Here is a 15,606-nt window from a genome sequence, read left to right as displayed (position 1 = left end):
AGATCGGCATGTAATCCGCTGAATACGCCTTTTTAACGATCTGTTAATCATATTAGTCATCGGCGATTTACAAACACTAACCTGCTATACGGTTCTCTTCGATTGTCGGGAGGATTTTTGTCTTTTGATGCATTGAGAATGGCCGCCGCAATTTCGGCGATCGGGCCCATCAAATGATTGGCGAAAGGGGGTCTCCGGCGCGTTGCGTGCTCGCATCCTCAAAAGGGGAGTTACCATGCGACTCGACAGCCATCACGCCTCCATTCTCCGACGTCGCGCCCGATTTTTACAGGTGATCGACATCGGCCTCGCCTTCTTCGTCCTGGTCTTGGTATCGCCGCTCATGCTGGCCGTCGCGTTGCTGATCCGGCTGGAAAGCGGTGGCACGGCGCTTTACGGCCACCGCCGCTACGGCAAAGATGGTCGCACCTTCCTGTGCTACAAATTCCGCTCGATGGCGCTGGATGCGGATGCCCGGCTCGCCCGCCTTCTCGCCAGCGATCCCGACGCGCGCATCGAGTGGCAGCGCGACCACAAGCTGCGCCACGATCCGCGCGTGACGCGGATCGGTCGCTTCATCCGCAAGACCAGCATCGACGAATTGCCCCAGCTCTTCAACATCCTGCGCGGCGAGATGAGCCTGGTCGGCCCGCGCCCCATCGTCGCGGCCGAAGTGCGGCGTTATGGCCGCCATTTCGTGGCCTATTGCTCGGTCAGGCCCGGCATCACCGGCATCTGGCAGATCAGCGGACGCAACGACACCGGCTATCGCCGCCGGGTCGCGATGGACTGTCTGATGGCCCGCCACATGTCGCCGCGCCTTTACGCTCGCGTGCTGCTCGGCACCGCGCGCAGCGTCGTTACCGGTCAGGGCGCTTATTGAAGCAGGTCGGCATAGACTTGAGCGAAGGCCCGCGCGACCGCTTCGGGGGTCGTGCGGGCGACCACCCGCTCGCGCCCCTCGGGCGGTCCGGGGCGTCCGCCCTCCAGCACCGCACGCATGCGGTCCGCCAGTGCCCGAACATCACCCGGCGGCACCAGCCATGCGTCATCGGCGATGATCTCGGCAATCCCGCCGCTCCGCGCGCCGATGACGGGCACATGCGCCTGATAGGCTTCCAGCACGGTGCGCCCCAACGGCTCTGCCCATAGGGACGGCGCGACGAGGCAATCGATCCGGTCGAACAGGGCCTTGGGCGTTTGGAACCCGATGAATTCCACCGGCAGATTCTCGGCCAAGGCCCGATAGGGCTCGATCGGCCCCAATGCCTTGCCCGCGATCAGCATGCGCCAACCGGTCGGCGGCAAATGCCGGACCGCCTGCAACAGCGTATCGACGCCCTTTTCCGGGCTGATCCGACCAAGATAGCCAAAGGTCACCGGCCCCCGAAGCGGCGGCTTGATATAGGTCGGCCCCACTCCCTCGACCCGCGCGGTGTTCCAGATCACCCGCCGCCGCGATACGGGCACTTGCCGAAAAAAGCCGTAGCGGAGATGGCGTGACAGCACCTCCTCCCCCACCGCCGTCACCGCCGAGACCAGCCGCTGGTCGAACTGCTTGGCGAAGGTCAGGACACGGCATTTCAGATGCCGTCCGGCGCATGGCCCGGTCTCGCGATACATCGAACTGGCCGCGCAGAGCAGGTCGAAATCGCGCAACGTATGCACGATCGGAATGCCTCGGGCGCGTGCCGCGTGCCAGACGCGGGTCGAAATATCGACCATCGAATGGGTATGCACGATCGTGGGCCGAAAGCGGTCCAGCACCTCGCCGAAGCGGCGTTCGATCGCGAAATTGGCCTGTTGCTTGAACTTGGCCCATTCACGCTGGCGCGGGCTATAGGCCAGCCAGTCTTCCAGCCAGAAGTCGTTGCCGTGCGGCATGCGAAAGACGGTGACGCCGTGTCGTTCCTCCTCCACCGCCTCGCCAGGAGTGAGGCAAGCGGCCGCCACGTCCCAGCCATCCGCCGCCTGCGCCTCCGCCAGCATGCTGACCGACCGCTCTGCGCCGCCGACGATATGGGGTGGATAGAGGCTCGACAGATGCAGGATGCGAGGCTTCACGCCATGACATCCGCGTAGAGCGAGTCGTACGCGTCGAGCATCCGATCGGGGGTCACGACCGACAACACACCCTCGAAAGCGCTTGGCGGCGGCAAGGCCGCCCGACCGGCTCGCATCACCGCCATCATCCGCTCGGCCAGGGCGGCGGGATCGCCCGGCGGGACGAGCCATTCCTCGCCCACAGCGCCGACCAGATCGACGAGCGCGCCCAGCCTCGATCCGATGACCGGCACCGACTGGGCGAACGCCTCGACCACCGTCAGCCCGAACGGCTCGCGCCAGATGGACGGCACCACCAACAGGTCGATGCCGCGCAGGAAGGCGGCCGGATCCGTAAAGCCCAGAAACGTGACCGGCATCCCCTCGGCCAGCTTCCGATAGGCGGCATCGCCCTCCTGTGCGCGGCCCGCGACCCGCAACTGCCACCCGGACCCGGGCAACAGGCGGCACGCCGCAAGCAGGGTCTCGATCCCCTTTTCGGGGACCAGCCGGCCCAGAAAGCCGAAAACGAAACCGCCGGTCCTGGGTGTATGCCGATGATCGGGGGAGGTCTCGACGCCGTTCCAGATCACCCGTGCTCGCGTCCCGTCCATATCCGCGAAGAGGCCGAAGCGCCGATGCTCGTCCAGCACCGGTTGCGAGACCGCCGCGACCGCGTCGATCCGGCGCGCGAACCGCGCCTTCCAGGCGCCGGTGATCCGACAAGCGGCATGTCGCCCGTCGCAGGAGCGACCGTTGCGGAACATGGTCGCCCGCGAACAGATCAGGTCGTAGTCATGCAGCGTGTGGACGCTCCGCGCGCCGCTGCCCGCGATCGCGGCCCAGATCATCGGCGGCAGTTCGACCATCGAATGGGTGTGGACGATGTCGGGCCTGAAGCTGCCGATCGCCCGCGCCACATCGGCGGTGCAGCGATAATTGACCATCTGACCCAGCTTGTTCGCGGTCCGCATCGGACGGGGTGCGGCGAAGACCTCCTCCATCCAGACGAGGTTGCGGCTTCGCTGTGGCAGGACGGTCACGCCGTGACGCTCGCCGGGGGCCTGGGCGTCCCGCGAGAGATAGGCCGCGCCTACCTGATGTCCGCGCGCGACCTGCGCCTCGGCGAGCATCGCGACGACCTTTTCCGCGCCGCCGACGACATGGGGGGGATAGACCGAACTGATATGAAGAATGCGCATCGCTCAGCCTTCCATGAACCGGCGCGCGAAACGCGCGGTGAGCGACAGATAGCGGTCGCCATATTCGGTGGAGGGTTCGATCTCGGAACCCTCATGCCATTCGTTGAAACTGGTCACGAGCACCCAGTCGGCCTCGTGGCGGATCGCGGCATCCCAAAGGAGGCGATAGGTCGCGCCGTCATGGCGGTCGACCGTCGGGCGCGGTGCAGGACGGCCGGGTACATGCGTGTCGTCGAAGCCGGGAATGACCGTCGCGCAGAACAGCCTCCCCCCCGTCTTGCGCCGCCATTCAGGATAGGTCCTATCGGCCCAGGCCGTTATCTGCCGCGGCGTCATGCCCTTCAGATAGGGGGCAAGGACATAGACATGGATGCCATCCATGAAGGGGGCCCAAGCCGCGAAGTCCTGAGTCTCGCGCGGCGACACGTCACCGATCAGGAAGGCCCGCCCGGCCGCCTTTCGCCAGTCCCGCGCGGGCAGGTCGCGCAGCGCTTGCAGATAGAGGAACAGCACGGGCCGATCTCGCACCCGCAACCAGGCGGGATGGTCGCCATAGCTTCGGGTCAGATAGGCGATGTCGCGCGCCGCGCCGCTTGCGCCCTCTTTCTGTTGCTCGAGATAGACGGTGACATGCAGGCCGGCGGCCTGCGCGGCGGCAAGGATCATCGGCATCGCCTTGTCCTCGAACGAACCCTCGCCCCACCAACTGACGATCAGCGCCGTGATCCCCGCGGCCCTGGCCTGTGCGATATGGGTGTGAATGACCTTTGGGTCGTGGCTGTCGTAGAAGCCCAGAATGGGGTGGTTCAGCGTCGGGCTCTGCCGCGGCGCCTCGCCATGCGGGCCCTGCCAATGGACCCATCGCCCGCTCGTCTTCGGGTTGCCATACCAGGGATAATAGAAGGCCAGCACCTGTCGCGGATAGCGCCGCGCCGCCGCCAGTCCCGGCATCGCCGAGAGCGCCAGCCCGCCCCCGAGGATCAGCCGCCGCGTGACCCTCATGCCGTTCGCCCCGCCGCGAACATCGCCGCTCTGGCCCGCTCCCAATAGGACAGGATCTGCGCCCGATTGACCGCGAGCAGGACGATCTCGATGGTTGCGAACAGAAGCAAGCGGTTGATCTGCCCCGGCGCGGCGATGGTCCAGAGCGAGGCCTGTTGCGCCGAGAAATAGACCTGGAGGAAGGTCCAGACCGCGAAGAACAGGCTGAGCGGAAAGCCGGACGCAAAGGCCCGGCGGAGATACAAAGCGGCGAACGCCACCAGCAGGCCCAGAAACGCCATGACCGCCGCGACACCGGCATAGCCGAACATGACCAGCGCCATCGCTTCCGTGCCCATGGTCAACTGAACCCAGCCGCCATTCTTGCGGAAACTGGCGGCCAGCTTGGCGGGTGCATAACGCTGGATGAAATAATAGGTCTCGACACCATTGGCGAAGGCCGAGGCTGGCGGCGACTTGTCGCCCAGCGCATCGAGGTTCCGGTCGACCAGATGCGCATCCCACTGCGTCATCCGGCGTGCGTCACGGGTCGCGACGAACCAGAGTTCGCCCTGTCCCGCGATACGCTCGCCGACCAGCGTGACGGTGCGGTCGAGCGGCAAGCGGCCATAGCCCGAATAGATATACAGCGTCGCGCCCAGCGCCGCGCACAGCAGCGCCACCACCGGCACGGCCAGCCTCATCATCGTGCCGGCCAGACGCCCCTGCCGCGCGAGCAGCAACGGCATGGCGAAGAAGGCGACCTCGGCCAGGATGGTGAAGAACTTGTCGCCGAACAGGAAATAAAGCCCGGTCAGCCCCAGAAAGGTCAGGATCGCCGCCGTCTTGAGCAGCGGCTGGTATCGCGGCGCAAAGGCAACCGCCCCCAGCATCGCGGCGAACAGGAACTTGTTGTCGAGCAGGATCAGGACCAGCCCGCTGCTATATTCGCGGCGATAGAGAAACCGGTCCACCCCGGCGAGCAATGGGAAACCGCCTTGCAGCCCGTGCAGGAAAGCCAGTCCGCCCAATGCCATGCATAGCCCGACCACCGGCCAGCCGAGCCAGACCACCAACCGATCCAGGAGCGGCGATCGCGCGTAGGCGAGGAACCACCGCTCCATCCGGGCAAAGACCAGCGCGAAGATCAGGAAGAACAAGGCGGTGAAGGCGACGAAGGACGCACTGGCGTCCCCCGCCTCCCCTGCCCGGTTGACCTCGGGCATATAGGCCCCCGCTTCGATCACGAACAACGATACCAGGGTCGCGCCGCGTGTGATGACCAGCGGGAGAAGCAGGATCAGTCCCGCCGCGCTGATCCGCCCCACCAGCAGCAGCAACGCCACGAAAAGCAACAGCGACAGACCCGAGAACAGGGTGCTGGGCAGCGCCGCCGCCAGTGCCCAGTTGAGGGCCAGTGCGGCGGCCAGCGCCACCATCGCGCCCAGCGGCAGCGGACGCGGCCCCGGACCATCGCGATCCATCGGCGTGGCGACGCCGCCCTTTGTCGAGATGCCCATGTCGCCGAGCTTACGCCACCGCCTGTCCCCCATTGCCTCAAATGAGGCATGGCCTGGGGCCGCGCCATGGTCAGGGCATGGGCAAGCGGGGAGATCGCCATGCTTGCCAAGAACATGCTCTCGATGTCGGGGCTCAGCCTGTATCGCAACGCCGTTCAGTTCGGGATGAACATTGTCATCGCCGCCTTCGTCCTTCCCGGCGATTACGGACTGATCGTCTTCACCACGCCGTTCCTTGTGCTGATCGCGATGCTGACCGATCTGGGGATGACCAGCGCCATCACCCGCGCCCCGACCCTTTCGCGCGACGAGGCGGGGGCCGCGATGGGGGCGATGATCGCCGGGGGCGTGGGCTGCGCCGGGTTGCTAATCGCAGGGGCCTGGCCGCTGCAACAGGCGATCGGCATGGCGGGGCTGGCCCCGATCATGTCCGGGATGGCGGGCGTGGTCGTCCTTTCCATCTCCGCCGCGACCCCGCGCGCGCTGATGGAACGCGAGCTTCGTTACGCCCGGATCGCGCAGATCGAGGCCGCCGCCATCGCCATCGCCGCCGCCGCCGGACTGGCCGCGGCGTGGCAGGGAGCGGGCGTCTGGTCGCTTGTCCTCTACAATCTGTTGGTCCAGGCGATGCGGGTCGCGGCGTTCTGCTGGTCGACGCGCCGGGAATTACGGCCGAATATGGGCTTCGGGCAACTACGCGGGCTGTTGTCGTTCGGCACCTGGGTGCTGGCGAACAACATCCTCAACTTCCTGGCACGGAACAGCGACAATCTGCTGATCGGCGCATGGCTGGGGTCGGCGGCGGTCGGCGTGTATGGGCTGGCCTATCAGTTCATGCTGGCACCGCTGATGGCGATCACCTGGCCGACCAGCGGTATCCTCCTCTCTACCCTGCGCGGCGAAGACCCGCATGGGCCCCGAACCCAGGCAACGGTGGAGGGCGTATTGTCCGCGACGGCGCTGATTGTCACGCCCGCAATGATCTATCTGACCTTCGGTCTGGCCTTTCCGGTGCATAGCCTCCTGTCCGGCCATTGGGCGGCGGTGCCCGCAATCGTCGCCTGGCTGGCCCCGGCGGGGGCGTTGCAGGCGATCGCGTCGTATAACGGGGCCCTGCTGATGATCGCGGGGCGAGTGCGCGCGCAATTCCTGTTGAGCGTCGCCAACACCGCGATCCTGATCGCGACCTTCGTCCTCACCCTGCCGCATGGCCTGATGGCGATGGTCCAGGCCTATACCGCCGCCATCTCGCTGCTCAGCCTCGTTTTCCTGACGATGACCGTGGCCCTGACCGGATTGACCCCGGACCGGCTCGCAAAGGCGCTGGCCCCTGCCCTTCTGGCGACCGGCGCGGGTGTGTTGGCGGTCGCCGTCACCAGCGGCACGCATCCGGGCAGTTGGACGGGTTGGATCGGGGCGACCGCGATATATGGCGCAACGGTGCTCGCCAGCTATGCTGCACTTCACCTGCATGTCCGGCGCACGCTCTCCGCGCTGCTGGCACGCGGCACGGCGCCGGAGACGGCGGTTACAGGAAGGTAGCCGGCAGGAATCGTCCGCCCGCGAAGACGACCTGCGTCTTGGCGGCTCGCACCACACCGACACCATAGGCAATCCGCTCCGCCTGAAGCCGGGCATGGATCGCCGACACCGTGTCCTGCTCACCGTCGCGTTCAGCATCGTCGAGGATCAGCGCGAAGTCGGGCGGCAGATCCTCCAGCATCGCCAAGACACCGGCACGGGAATAGCTGGGCGTACCACGCGGACCGTCGCACACGATCACCTCGAACCGGCGCCCAGCCTTCGCCGCAGCCCAGTCATAGGTCGTCACCGCACGTCCGCCGACCTGACGCGTGGTCAGCGGCGTCACCAACACCTCATGCGTCACCTGTGCGGCGATCCGCTCACCCCAGGTAACGTCATTCTCCAGCGTCAGCACCTCGCCGACCAGCCCGCGTCTCTGCAGCATCGCCCAGAGCAGGCTGCTCTGCCCCGCCCCGACATCGAGGACGGACGTGGGCCGGAACTCCAACCCGATCCGCAGGATCAGATAGAGAAGACTGTAATTGGCCGCCCCACCGGTGGGGAAGAACCGGTCCCGCTCCCCCAGCATTGCCAGCTCGCGCAGGAACAGATCGCGATAGATCGCCTCCAGCCCCGGCTCCGGTGCGAAAGCGTCGGCTCGTCCGGTCCAATGGCGCAATCGATGGCGCAGGCTCTGCATCGTCACTCTCCTGAATGCGCCGCGACGGTTCGCGGCAAGGGCGGGACCGCGCGCGATAAGCGACGCGCGAGTTCGGCGGTCATGGGCCGCTCGATCCAGCGATGGACGCACAGCGCGATGCCAAGCGCCACGGCGACCATGAACAGCACCAACTGCCACCCCTCGACACCGCGCGCGAAGGCCAGTTTCTGCACCAGCTTTTCGGTCACGATCAGCGCGAACGGGTGGAAGAGATACAGGGAATAAGAGGCATCTCCCAGGTGCGAAACAGGCCTTAGGAGGCGCGGCGTCGCCGGTTCCGGGCCCAGCACCGCCGCCGCCAATATCGCCGCGATCGGCAGCCCGGCGCACAGCACGCGCGGCCAGCCATTGCCCACGGTTATGCCGACGGGCCCGTTGAAGATCCGGAACGGATCGGCCACCAGAAGGCCGACGCCGACCAGCGCCAGGACCATACGAACGCCGCGCGAAAGCCTCACCCCCCGCCCCGCCAGCGCACCGACGATCAACCCCAGCCCGAAGTCGAGAATGATCGGTCGCGTCCAGAACCAGAGCGGCGACGGCCCCGGCGCGAACATGCCGATGACGACGGCGACCGACAACAGGCCCCCGACCGCCGCCAGCGCTCGCCGACGGGCCAGCGGCACGACAAGCGCGAACAGCGTATAGAAGAACATCTCGTAATTGAGCGTCCAGCCGAGATCGAAGACCGGAAAGAACCGCCCGTCGCTATAGGTGTCCGCCGGAAAAAACGCATAGGAGGCGAGGATCGCCCCCATGCCGGGGAAAGGATCGCCGCCCTTCAGCGCCGCCGCCGCCAGCAGTATCAGGAACAGCGTGGTCACCAGCCAATAGAGCGGCACGATCCGCACCAATCGCCGCCGCAGAAATTCGCTGCGAGCCCCCTGCCGCCCGAACAGGCGGGTCGAGGCGTGGACCATGATGAAGCCCGACAGGACGAAGAACAGATCGACCCCCGCCCCCCATGGCATGACGGTCGACCGGACGAAGTGCTCGCCCGATGCGGCCATGAGCCGTCCGGCCGCGCTTTGGCTATGACCGATCACGACCATCAGCGCCGCGATCCCGCGCATCGCCTGGACGGTCCACAAGGTCCGCCGCGTCGGCACCACCCCGACCGGATGAACCGCCCCCTCCATTCCTCCTCCGACATCATAATGCGTCATGCGCCATCCGATCACGCCGGGCCTCGCACGGTCACGTCAAATGATGGGGTTGCCGCCGCAGGCCATGGTTAGGCCCTGGGTCATCACCGGCTTTTCGGAGGGCATGATGAGGATTCTTCACATTGCCGAGTCCGCGCAGGGCGGGGTTGGGACCTATCTGACGGAAATCCTGTACGATCAGGCGCGGCGCTATGGTGCGGAACATGTCCGCGCGCTGGTCCCCGCACAGCATGCCGCGCATCTGAGCGGAGTCGACCGGCGGATGCTGATGCCCTGGCGGCGGCGCCATCGTTCGATCTTCGGCATGATGTCGCTGGCCGCCGCGATCCGCCATGCGATCCAGCGGTTCGAACCGACCATCGTCCATGCGCATTCCACCTTCGCGGGCGCGGTGCTTCGGCTGATGTACGGGGCCTGGGGACGCGCGCCCTTCCGCATCATCTATTGCCCGCATGGCTGGGCGTTCGATCGACGATCATCGGCGTGGAAACGGCGTCTGGTCGAGGGGATCGAACGCCTGCTCGCCCCCGCCGCCGACCGGATCGTGCTGATCTCCGACCATGAACGGCGCGAGGGTGCGCGGATCGGTATCGCCCCTTCCTCGCTGACGCTGGTCCTGAACGGTATCACCGACCTGCATAGCGAACGTCCGGCGCGTTGGCAGGATGAGCGGGTTCGCGTGCTATTCGTCGGGCGACTCGATGCGCAAAAGGGTTTCGACACGTTGCTCGATGCGGTCGAGCCGATCCAGGACCGGGTCGCGGTACGGGTCATCGGCAAGGCCGTGGCCGGTCCCGCCACCGCCCCGCGCAAACGCAGCCCGCAGATCGAATATCTGGGCTGGCGTTCCCTGTCCGAGGTCGCGACCGAGATCGCCGCCGCCGATGTCGTCGTCGTCCCCTCGCGCTGGGAGGGTTTCGGCCTCGTCGCGCTGGAGGCCATGTGCGGGCGCTGTGCGGTCGTCGCCTCGGACGTCGGGGGATTGCGGGAGATCGTGGTCGATGGAGAGACCGGCTATCTCGTGCCGCCCGACAATCCGGCGCGGCTGATGCGGACGCTCGCCCGCCACGATCGTCCGACCTGGCGCGCCATGGGTGCGGCGGGCCGTGCCCGTTACGAGGCTATGTTCACTGCAGGGCGGATGAATGCCGAACTGGCGGCGCTCTATGCCGAATTGTCGCCGATACCCCGAGGCGGGCCGAGCGGGCTGGGGCGGGTGGCGCATGCGTAAAGGACGGGTCATCCTGCTGTCCGATTATATCGGCGGTGAGGGGCCGGGCAGCGGCGGAGCCGGTCATGCTGCGCTGGACAGTTATCGAGCGCTGCGAGCGGCGGGCGCGGACGTCCATGCCGTTGCGGGCTTCGGCGGCAATGCGGGGATCGAGCCCGATCGGTTCAGCGACCTGCGCGGCGGCGACCTGCGTGGCGGCGGTGCCGGATCGATGCTGCGCACCATATACAACTCGCGGGCCAACGCCGCGCTGGCGAGCGAATTGGCGGGAATGGATCGTGACACGACGCTGGTCATCCTCCACCAATGGACGCGCTATCTGTCCCCCGCCGGACTGCGCATCGCCAGCCGGTTTCCGACCATGGTCTATATGCACGACTATTTCTGGGCGTGTCCGAACGGCATTTATTACGACTTTCGAAAAGGTCAGCCCTGCGCCCGGCGGCCGATGAGCGGACATTGCCTGACGACCAACTGCGACCGACAGGGTCGGGTGCAGAAGCTCGGCCGCCTCGCGCGGCACGCCGTCCGGCAGATGTCGATCCCGGTCGCGCGCGACCGTCGCCTCTTCCTGCACCTGTCCGAACATGCGCAGCGAACCGCCATGCCGCTGCTGCCCGATCAGCGCCATGCCGTGCTCTACAACCCCCTGCAATTCCCGGACGCCGCGCCCGCCTCCGCGCCGAAACCGGCCTATGATGTCGGCTATTTCGGACGGCTGGAACCGGACAAGGGCGTCGCGCTGCTCGTCGAGACGCTTAGAACCACGGGCCGGACGGGCTTGTTCGTCGGCCAGGGATCGCTGGAGCCGCTGCTTGGTACCACATCGGGGATCACCCATCGGCCATGGCAGCCGCGCGAGGAAATGGCGGCGGCGATGCGATCCTGCGCCGTCGTCGTCCTGCCCTCGCTGTGGAACGAGACCTGGGGGCTGATCGTCCCCGAGGCGATGGCGGCCGGCGTGCCGGTGCTGGTTTCGGCCCGCGCGGGCGCGGGTGAACTGGTCCGCCGGTTCGGCGGCGGACAGCTATTCGATCCGGGGCAGCCCGACCTGTTCGCCGCACGCCTGAACCATATGCTGGGCTCGCCCCCCGCCCCGACGCGGCGGCGGGAAGAGCTGCGCCAGTTCTTGTCGCCCGAACGTCATGCGGCGCGCCTCTTCCAGCTGGCCGAGAGCCATTTCGGTCTCGACCTGCGCGGGGCCGATCGTCGCGTCAGGACGTCAGGACCCTGTTCAATATCTCCGCCAGCCTGATGCCCGCCGCCGCCCAGGTGAACTGCCCACCACGTTCCCGGCCGGCGGCAATCCTGGCGGCACGCCGGTCCGGCTCCCGCAGGGCCAGGACGCCGCCGACCCATTCGCCGACATCGTCCATTCCGGCATAGATCACGGCGTTGCGACACACCTCGGGAATGGCCCCCGCCGGGGCCGCGACGACCGGACAGCCACACAGCATCGCCTCGACCGGGGGCAGGCCGAAACCTTCGGTGCGGGAGGGATAGAGCAGGCAATGCGCGCCTTCGTACAGGCCGCGCAGACCGGCATCGTCGACCCCGCCGACGAACACCGCGCCCGCTGGCGGCCGCAATCCGGCGGCCTCCAGCGTCCGGCGTGAAGGACCGATCACGACCAGCGGCATTGCGGCCAGTCGCGGATCGTCAAAGGCGGCAAAGACGATGCGGACATTCTTATAGGCAGAGGCAGATCCGAACATCACGGCATAAGCGCCGGGCACCAGATCATGTTCGACCAGCACCGACTGATCGGCCGGAACGTCCAGAATATGGTCCGCCCCGTTATGAACCACCTGGGTGCGCGCGGCAGGGGCGATGCCGAACGTCGCCAAGCTGTCGCGCGCATAGTCGGATACGGTCAGCACGACCCGGCTCGACCGCGCACCCCGTGGCACGAGCAGCCGATATCCCCAACGCAATCTGCGCGCATAGCTTTCGGGAGACAGAAGGAATTGCGCGTCATGCACCATCGTCACCTTACGCGGGTGCCATCCTGGCGCGAGGTTGGCGAAGCTGGCCAGCACACCGCCACGCGCCGTGAAAGGCAGGATCGCCTGCTCCCAATATTGGCTATGGCCGCGCCGCTGGGGCATCGGGGTGATCGCGGCGAAGCTCGGGGCCCAATTGGCCCCCTGCGGCAGAAGCAGCCGCATGTCCCATCGCGCCGGAGCCGCCCCCGCGATCGCCAGCGCATCGAGTTCGCGCAGCAGCCGGTCGGCCACCCGGTGAACGCCGTTCGTCCCGCCGGAATAGAATTTGCCGTTGAGGAAGAGTTTCGGCCGCTCGGCCCCTGCCTCTTCGCGGGGTAGCGCATCGCGGGAAAGGGAGGGAAACACCATGGTTCCCGCCTAGCCGCCATGTTCCCCCCGCAATGCATCATTCGACATATCGCGGACCGGCGCTTCCTTCGATGAAATACTCACCGGTCAGAACCGGATCGAGGGAACAGGAAGGGGATGAAGGTGCTGCGTCAGCAAGAGACGGTCACGCATGTCGCGTCGCGGGCATGGCGCTCGCTTCCCGAAACATTCCAGCATCATGCCCGGTGCCAACCCGATGCAACCGCTGTCGAGGCGCAAGGAAGACGATATAGCTATCGCGAACTCGCGGAACGGGTCGAGCGACTGGCAGCCCGGCTGGCTCATGCCCTGACCGAGGACCATCCCCTGATCGGCCTTTGTCTGTCGCGCGACGTCGATCTGCCCGCCTGGCTGCTTGCCGTGCTCAAGGTCGGGGCGGCCTATCTTCCGATCGACGCCACGACACCCCCGACCCGGCTCGCCCATATCGTCGAGGATGCCCGCCCGGCGCTGATCGTCGCCAATCAACGCTATGCCGCGATGCTGGGCGATCTGGGCGTGCCGATGATGATCGCCGAGGATGACCGTGATCCCGTGCTCTGCCTCCCTACGCCGCCGGTCACGCCCGACACGCTGGCCTATGTCATCTTCACCTCCGGTTCGACCGGTCGCCCCAAAGGCGTGGAGATCGAGCATGGCTCGCTGGTGGCCCTTCTGAAGACGATGGCGGCCATCCCGGGGTTTCGCACCGGCGAACGGATCATGGGGATCACCCGGCTCAGCTTCGATCTTTCGGTGCCGGACCTGTTCCTGCCCTTCTTCGTCGGCGGGTCTCTGGCGCTGATCGAGTTGGAGGAAGCGGCCGACCCCGCGCGGCTCGCGGCGGCTTTCGATGCCTATCGCCCCGATCTGGTCCAAGCAACCCCGTCTACCTGGCGATCCCTGCTGGAATATGGCTGGAGCGGCCAGCCGGGATTGCGGATATTGGCGGGTGGCGAGGTGCTGACGCGGCCAATGGCCGACCGACTCCTGCACCGATGCGACGAACTCTGGAACATCTATGGACCGACCGAGACGACCGTCTGGTCGACCGCATGCCACGTGACGCCCAGCCATGACGCCATACCTATCGGCTGGCCGATGGCGGGCATCGCCGTGCAGGTCACCGATGCGGCGTTGAACCCCGTCCCCACCGGCACAGTGGGCGAGATCGTGATCGGCGGGACCGGCGTCGCACGCGGCTATCGCAACCGCCCCGACCTGACCGCCGAGCGTTTCGTCCAGATGGCGGACGGGACGCGGGTCTATCGCACCGGCGATCTCGGGCGCTTCGACGAGCGCGGCGCACTCTATTGCCTGGGGCGGATCGACGATCAGGTAAAGGTGCGCGGCTTCCGGATCGAACTGGGCGATGTCGAGGCGGCACTGGCCCTCCATCCCGACGCGGCATGGGGGGCGGTGCGATTATGGACCGACGCCTCGGGCGAGCCGCTTCTGGTCGGCTATGTCGTGCCGCGCCGACAAGGGCTTCATGCCCGCGAGATCAAGTCCTTCCTCGCGAGCCATCTGCCGGGCTATATGATCCCGGATCGGATCGTCTTCCTGGCCATGATGCCACTGACCCCCAATGGAAAGATCGATCGCGCCGCCCTGCCCGATCCTTCCACCGATGCACCGGCATCGGTGCCGGTCGAGGCCGTCGACGCCATCGATCGACGATTAAGCGCGATCTGGTGCGACCTGCTGGGCCTGGCGCGCGTCGCCGATGACGATGATTTCTTCGATCTGGGCGGCTATTCGCTGATGACGGTGCGGCTCAGCCGCCGGATCGAGACGGTCTTTGGCGTGCGCTTGCCGCTGATCGAGTTGATGCGCCATTCCACCCTGTCGGCGATGGCGGCACGCATCGCAGCGGGGAACCAGCCGATGGACGGGGCTGCGATGCTGCTCAACCCTGACGGCCATCGACCGCCACTCTTTTGGCTCGACACCGGACCATTGATGCGGACGATGCTGCGGGGCCTGTCCGCCGACCAGCCCGTCTTCGCGCTCAACATCGATCCCGTTGACGAAGATGCCTTGGGCGGCGGACCGCTATCGATCTTAGCGGTGGCGGCCCGGCTGCGGCGTCATCTGCTGGCAGCGCAACCGAACGGCCCTTATTATCTGGGCGGGTGGTGCCGCTGGGGAATCGTCGCCTATGAACTGGCACGGCAATTGACGGAAGCGGGCCACGAGGTCGGCCTGCTCGCCCTGCTGGATGCGGATCGGCCTGGGGCGGGCGGGATGAGACGGCGGATGGCCGAACTGCTGCGACGGCGGGTCGGCATCCGGCCCGATGATGCCAGCTTCAGCCAGCGGGTCGAGCAGGCGACGCGCTCCTATGTCGCCGCCCCCTATTGCGGAAACGTCCTGCTGATGCAGCCGACGACACGGCATGGCGACTCGGGCTGGAACGCGGTTCTGAAAGGCCGGATCACGGTTCGGGAAATCGCCGGAGACCATGAAACCATGGTGCGGGGCAATGCCGCGCTGGCGCTCGCCGCCGCCCTAGATGCCGCGCTCTCGTCCGTTCAACCGCCACTTGCCGCAGGGCGGGGCCATTTGCCGGCGTCCGTCCTGGCGGCACAGCCAGCGTGATCGGGCCGCCGCGATCATCCGGCCAGATAGGCCTCCAGCGCATCGCTCCCGCCGATGCGTTCGCTCCCGATGAAGACCTGCGGCGTGGTGGCGACGCCCTGCTCGTCCTTGAAAGCCTCCACCTCTTCGCGGGTCGAGAGGATATGATCCTCCACCTCAAAGCCCGCTGCCTCCAGCATCGCCTTCGCCCGGACACCGAAGGGGCATGTATGCTCGGGAAGCACCATCCGGTAGAGGGTCGCAACCTTGTCGTCCGCCATGCC

13 protein-coding genes are annotated in these 15,606 nt (G+C 66.7%); 5 read left to right on the top strand and 8 right to left on the bottom strand.

Annotated elements, in window-relative coordinates:
- Positions 1-235: 235 nt before the first annotated feature.
- The gene (locus tag NZL82_RS16030; protein WP_261270753.1) at positions 236-883 is read left to right on the top strand and encodes a sugar transferase; all 648 of its coding nucleotides are present in this window, start codon (positions 236-238) and stop codon (positions 881-883) included.
- On the opposite strand, the gene NZL82_RS16025 is transcribed toward NZL82_RS16030, so the two are convergent.
- The 4 genes from NZL82_RS16025 to NZL82_RS16010 are packed head-to-tail and all read right to left on the bottom strand — an operon-like array spanning position 877 to position 5,779.
- Positions 877-2,064: a glycosyltransferase family 4 protein gene (locus NZL82_RS16025; protein ID WP_261270752.1), complete on the bottom strand. Its 1,188-nt coding sequence runs from the start codon at positions 2,062-2,064 to the stop codon at positions 877-879. The two genes, NZL82_RS16030 and NZL82_RS16025, sit on opposite strands and share 7 nt — an antisense overlap.
- Positions 2,061-3,245: a glycosyltransferase family 4 protein gene (locus NZL82_RS16020; protein ID WP_261270751.1), complete on the bottom strand. Its 1,185-nt coding sequence runs from the start codon at positions 3,243-3,245 to the stop codon at positions 2,061-2,063. Before NZL82_RS16020 ends, NZL82_RS16025 begins: the two co-directional genes overlap by 4 nt.
- 3 nt (positions 3,246-3,248) lie before the next feature.
- The gene (locus NZL82_RS16015) at positions 3,249-4,247 is read right to left on the bottom strand and encodes an endo-1,3-alpha-glucanase family glycosylhydrolase (protein ID WP_261270750.1); all 999 of its coding nucleotides are present in this window, start codon (positions 4,245-4,247) and stop codon (positions 3,249-3,251) included.
- Entirely contained in the window at positions 4,244-5,779 is a 1,536-nt protein-coding gene (locus tag NZL82_RS16010; protein WP_261270749.1) for a DUF6418 domain-containing protein, read from the bottom strand. Before NZL82_RS16010 ends, NZL82_RS16015 begins: the two co-directional genes overlap by 4 nt.
- Before the next feature lie 15 nt (positions 5,780-5,794).
- On the opposite strand from NZL82_RS16010, the gene NZL82_RS16005 reads away from it, so the two are divergent.
- A complete protein-coding gene (locus NZL82_RS16005; RefSeq protein WP_261270748.1) occupies positions 5,795-7,288 on the top strand; it encodes an oligosaccharide flippase family protein in 1,494 nt (497 codons plus the stop codon).
- On the opposite strand, the gene NZL82_RS16000 is transcribed toward NZL82_RS16005, so the two are convergent.
- Together NZL82_RS16000 and NZL82_RS15995 are read right to left on the bottom strand one after the other, a co-directional pair.
- On the bottom strand, positions 7,275-7,970 hold the full coding sequence (locus NZL82_RS16000; RefSeq protein WP_261270747.1) for a hypothetical protein: 696 nt from the start codon (positions 7,968-7,970) through the stop codon (positions 7,275-7,277). The two genes, NZL82_RS16005 and NZL82_RS16000, sit on opposite strands and share 14 nt — an antisense overlap.
- Before the next feature lie 2 nt (positions 7,971-7,972).
- The gene (locus NZL82_RS15995; protein WP_261270746.1) at positions 7,973-9,157 is read right to left on the bottom strand and encodes an acyltransferase; all 1,185 of its coding nucleotides are present in this window, start codon (positions 9,155-9,157) and stop codon (positions 7,973-7,975) included.
- A 106-nt stretch (positions 9,158-9,263) separates the two neighbouring features.
- Here NZL82_RS15995 and NZL82_RS15990 point away from each other — a divergent pair, with 106 nt between their 5' ends.
- Both NZL82_RS15990 and NZL82_RS15985 read left to right on the top strand, forming a co-directional pair.
- Positions 9,264-10,388 carry a glycosyltransferase gene (locus NZL82_RS15990; protein WP_261270745.1) on the top strand — a complete coding sequence of 375 codons (1,125 nt, stop codon included), beginning with the start codon at positions 9,264-9,266 and terminating at the stop codon, positions 10,386-10,388.
- Complete coding sequence (locus NZL82_RS15985; protein WP_261270744.1) at positions 10,381-11,643, top strand: glycosyltransferase family 4 protein; 1,263 nt, start codon at positions 10,381-10,383, stop codon at positions 11,641-11,643. Before NZL82_RS15990 ends, NZL82_RS15985 begins: the two co-directional genes overlap by 8 nt.
- Here the strand turns inward: NZL82_RS15985 and NZL82_RS15980 are convergent.
- Positions 11,603-12,742 carry a glycosyltransferase family 1 protein gene (locus tag NZL82_RS15980; RefSeq protein WP_261270743.1) on the bottom strand — a complete coding sequence of 380 codons (1,140 nt, stop codon included), beginning with the start codon at positions 12,740-12,742 and terminating at the stop codon, positions 11,603-11,605. The genes NZL82_RS15985 and NZL82_RS15980 overlap by 41 nt on opposite strands.
- A gap of 123 nt (positions 12,743-12,865) precedes the next feature.
- Between NZL82_RS15980 and NZL82_RS15975 the strand changes: the two genes are divergently transcribed.
- Entirely contained in the window at positions 12,866-15,343 is a 2,478-nt protein-coding gene (locus NZL82_RS15975) for an amino acid adenylation domain-containing protein (RefSeq protein WP_261270742.1), read from the top strand.
- A 14-nt stretch (positions 15,344-15,357) separates the two neighbouring features.
- On the opposite strand, the gene NZL82_RS15970 is transcribed toward NZL82_RS15975, so the two are convergent.
- The gene (locus NZL82_RS15970; RefSeq protein WP_261270741.1) at positions 15,358-15,603 is read right to left on the bottom strand and encodes a glutaredoxin domain-containing protein; all 246 of its coding nucleotides are present in this window, start codon (positions 15,601-15,603) and stop codon (positions 15,358-15,360) included.
- Positions 15,604-15,606 lie beyond the last annotated feature (3 nt).

Source organism: Sphingomonas sp. LC-1 (assembly GCF_025371035.1).
Taxonomy (GTDB): domain Bacteria; phylum Pseudomonadota; class Alphaproteobacteria; order Sphingomonadales; family Sphingomonadaceae; genus Sphingomonas; species Sphingomonas sanguinis_E.
Note: the sequence above shows the minus strand (reverse complement) of the source record. Positions and strands in the feature narration are given on the sequence as shown.

Excerpts from the sequence above, each read along its gene's own strand:
- NZL82_RS16030 (WP_261270753.1), top strand. The coding sequence starts at position 236 with ATGCGACTCGACAGCCATCACGCCTCCATTCTCCGACGTCGCGCCCGA.
- NZL82_RS16020 (WP_261270751.1), bottom strand. The coding sequence starts at position 3,245 with ATGCGCATTCTTCATATCAGTTCGGTCTATCCCCCCCATGTCGTCGGC.
- NZL82_RS16015 (WP_261270750.1), bottom strand. The coding sequence starts at position 4,247 with ATGAGGGTCACGCGGCGGCTGATCCTCGGGGGCGGGCTGGCGCTCTCG.
- NZL82_RS16010 (WP_261270749.1), bottom strand. The coding sequence starts at position 5,779 with ATGGGGGACAGGCGGTGGCGTAAGCTCGGCGACATGGGCATCTCGACA.
- NZL82_RS16005 (WP_261270748.1), top strand. The coding sequence starts at position 5,795 with ATGGCCTGGGGCCGCGCCATGGTCAGGGCATGGGCAAGCGGGGAGATC.
- NZL82_RS16000 (WP_261270747.1), bottom strand. The coding sequence starts at position 7,970 with ATGCAGAGCCTGCGCCATCGATTGCGCCATTGGACCGGACGAGCCGAC.
- NZL82_RS15995 (WP_261270746.1), bottom strand. The coding sequence starts at position 9,157 with ATGACGCATTATGATGTCGGAGGAGGAATGGAGGGGGCGGTTCATCCG.
- NZL82_RS15990 (WP_261270745.1), top strand. The coding sequence starts at position 9,264 with ATGAGGATTCTTCACATTGCCGAGTCCGCGCAGGGCGGGGTTGGGACC.
- NZL82_RS15985 (WP_261270744.1), top strand. The coding sequence starts at position 10,381 with ATGCGTAAAGGACGGGTCATCCTGCTGTCCGATTATATCGGCGGTGAG.
- NZL82_RS15980 (WP_261270743.1), bottom strand. The coding sequence starts at position 12,742 with ATGGTGTTTCCCTCCCTTTCCCGCGATGCGCTACCCCGCGAAGAGGCA.
- NZL82_RS15970 (WP_261270741.1), bottom strand. The coding sequence starts at position 15,603 with ATGGCGGACGACAAGGTTGCGACCCTCTACCGGATGGTGCTTCCCGAG.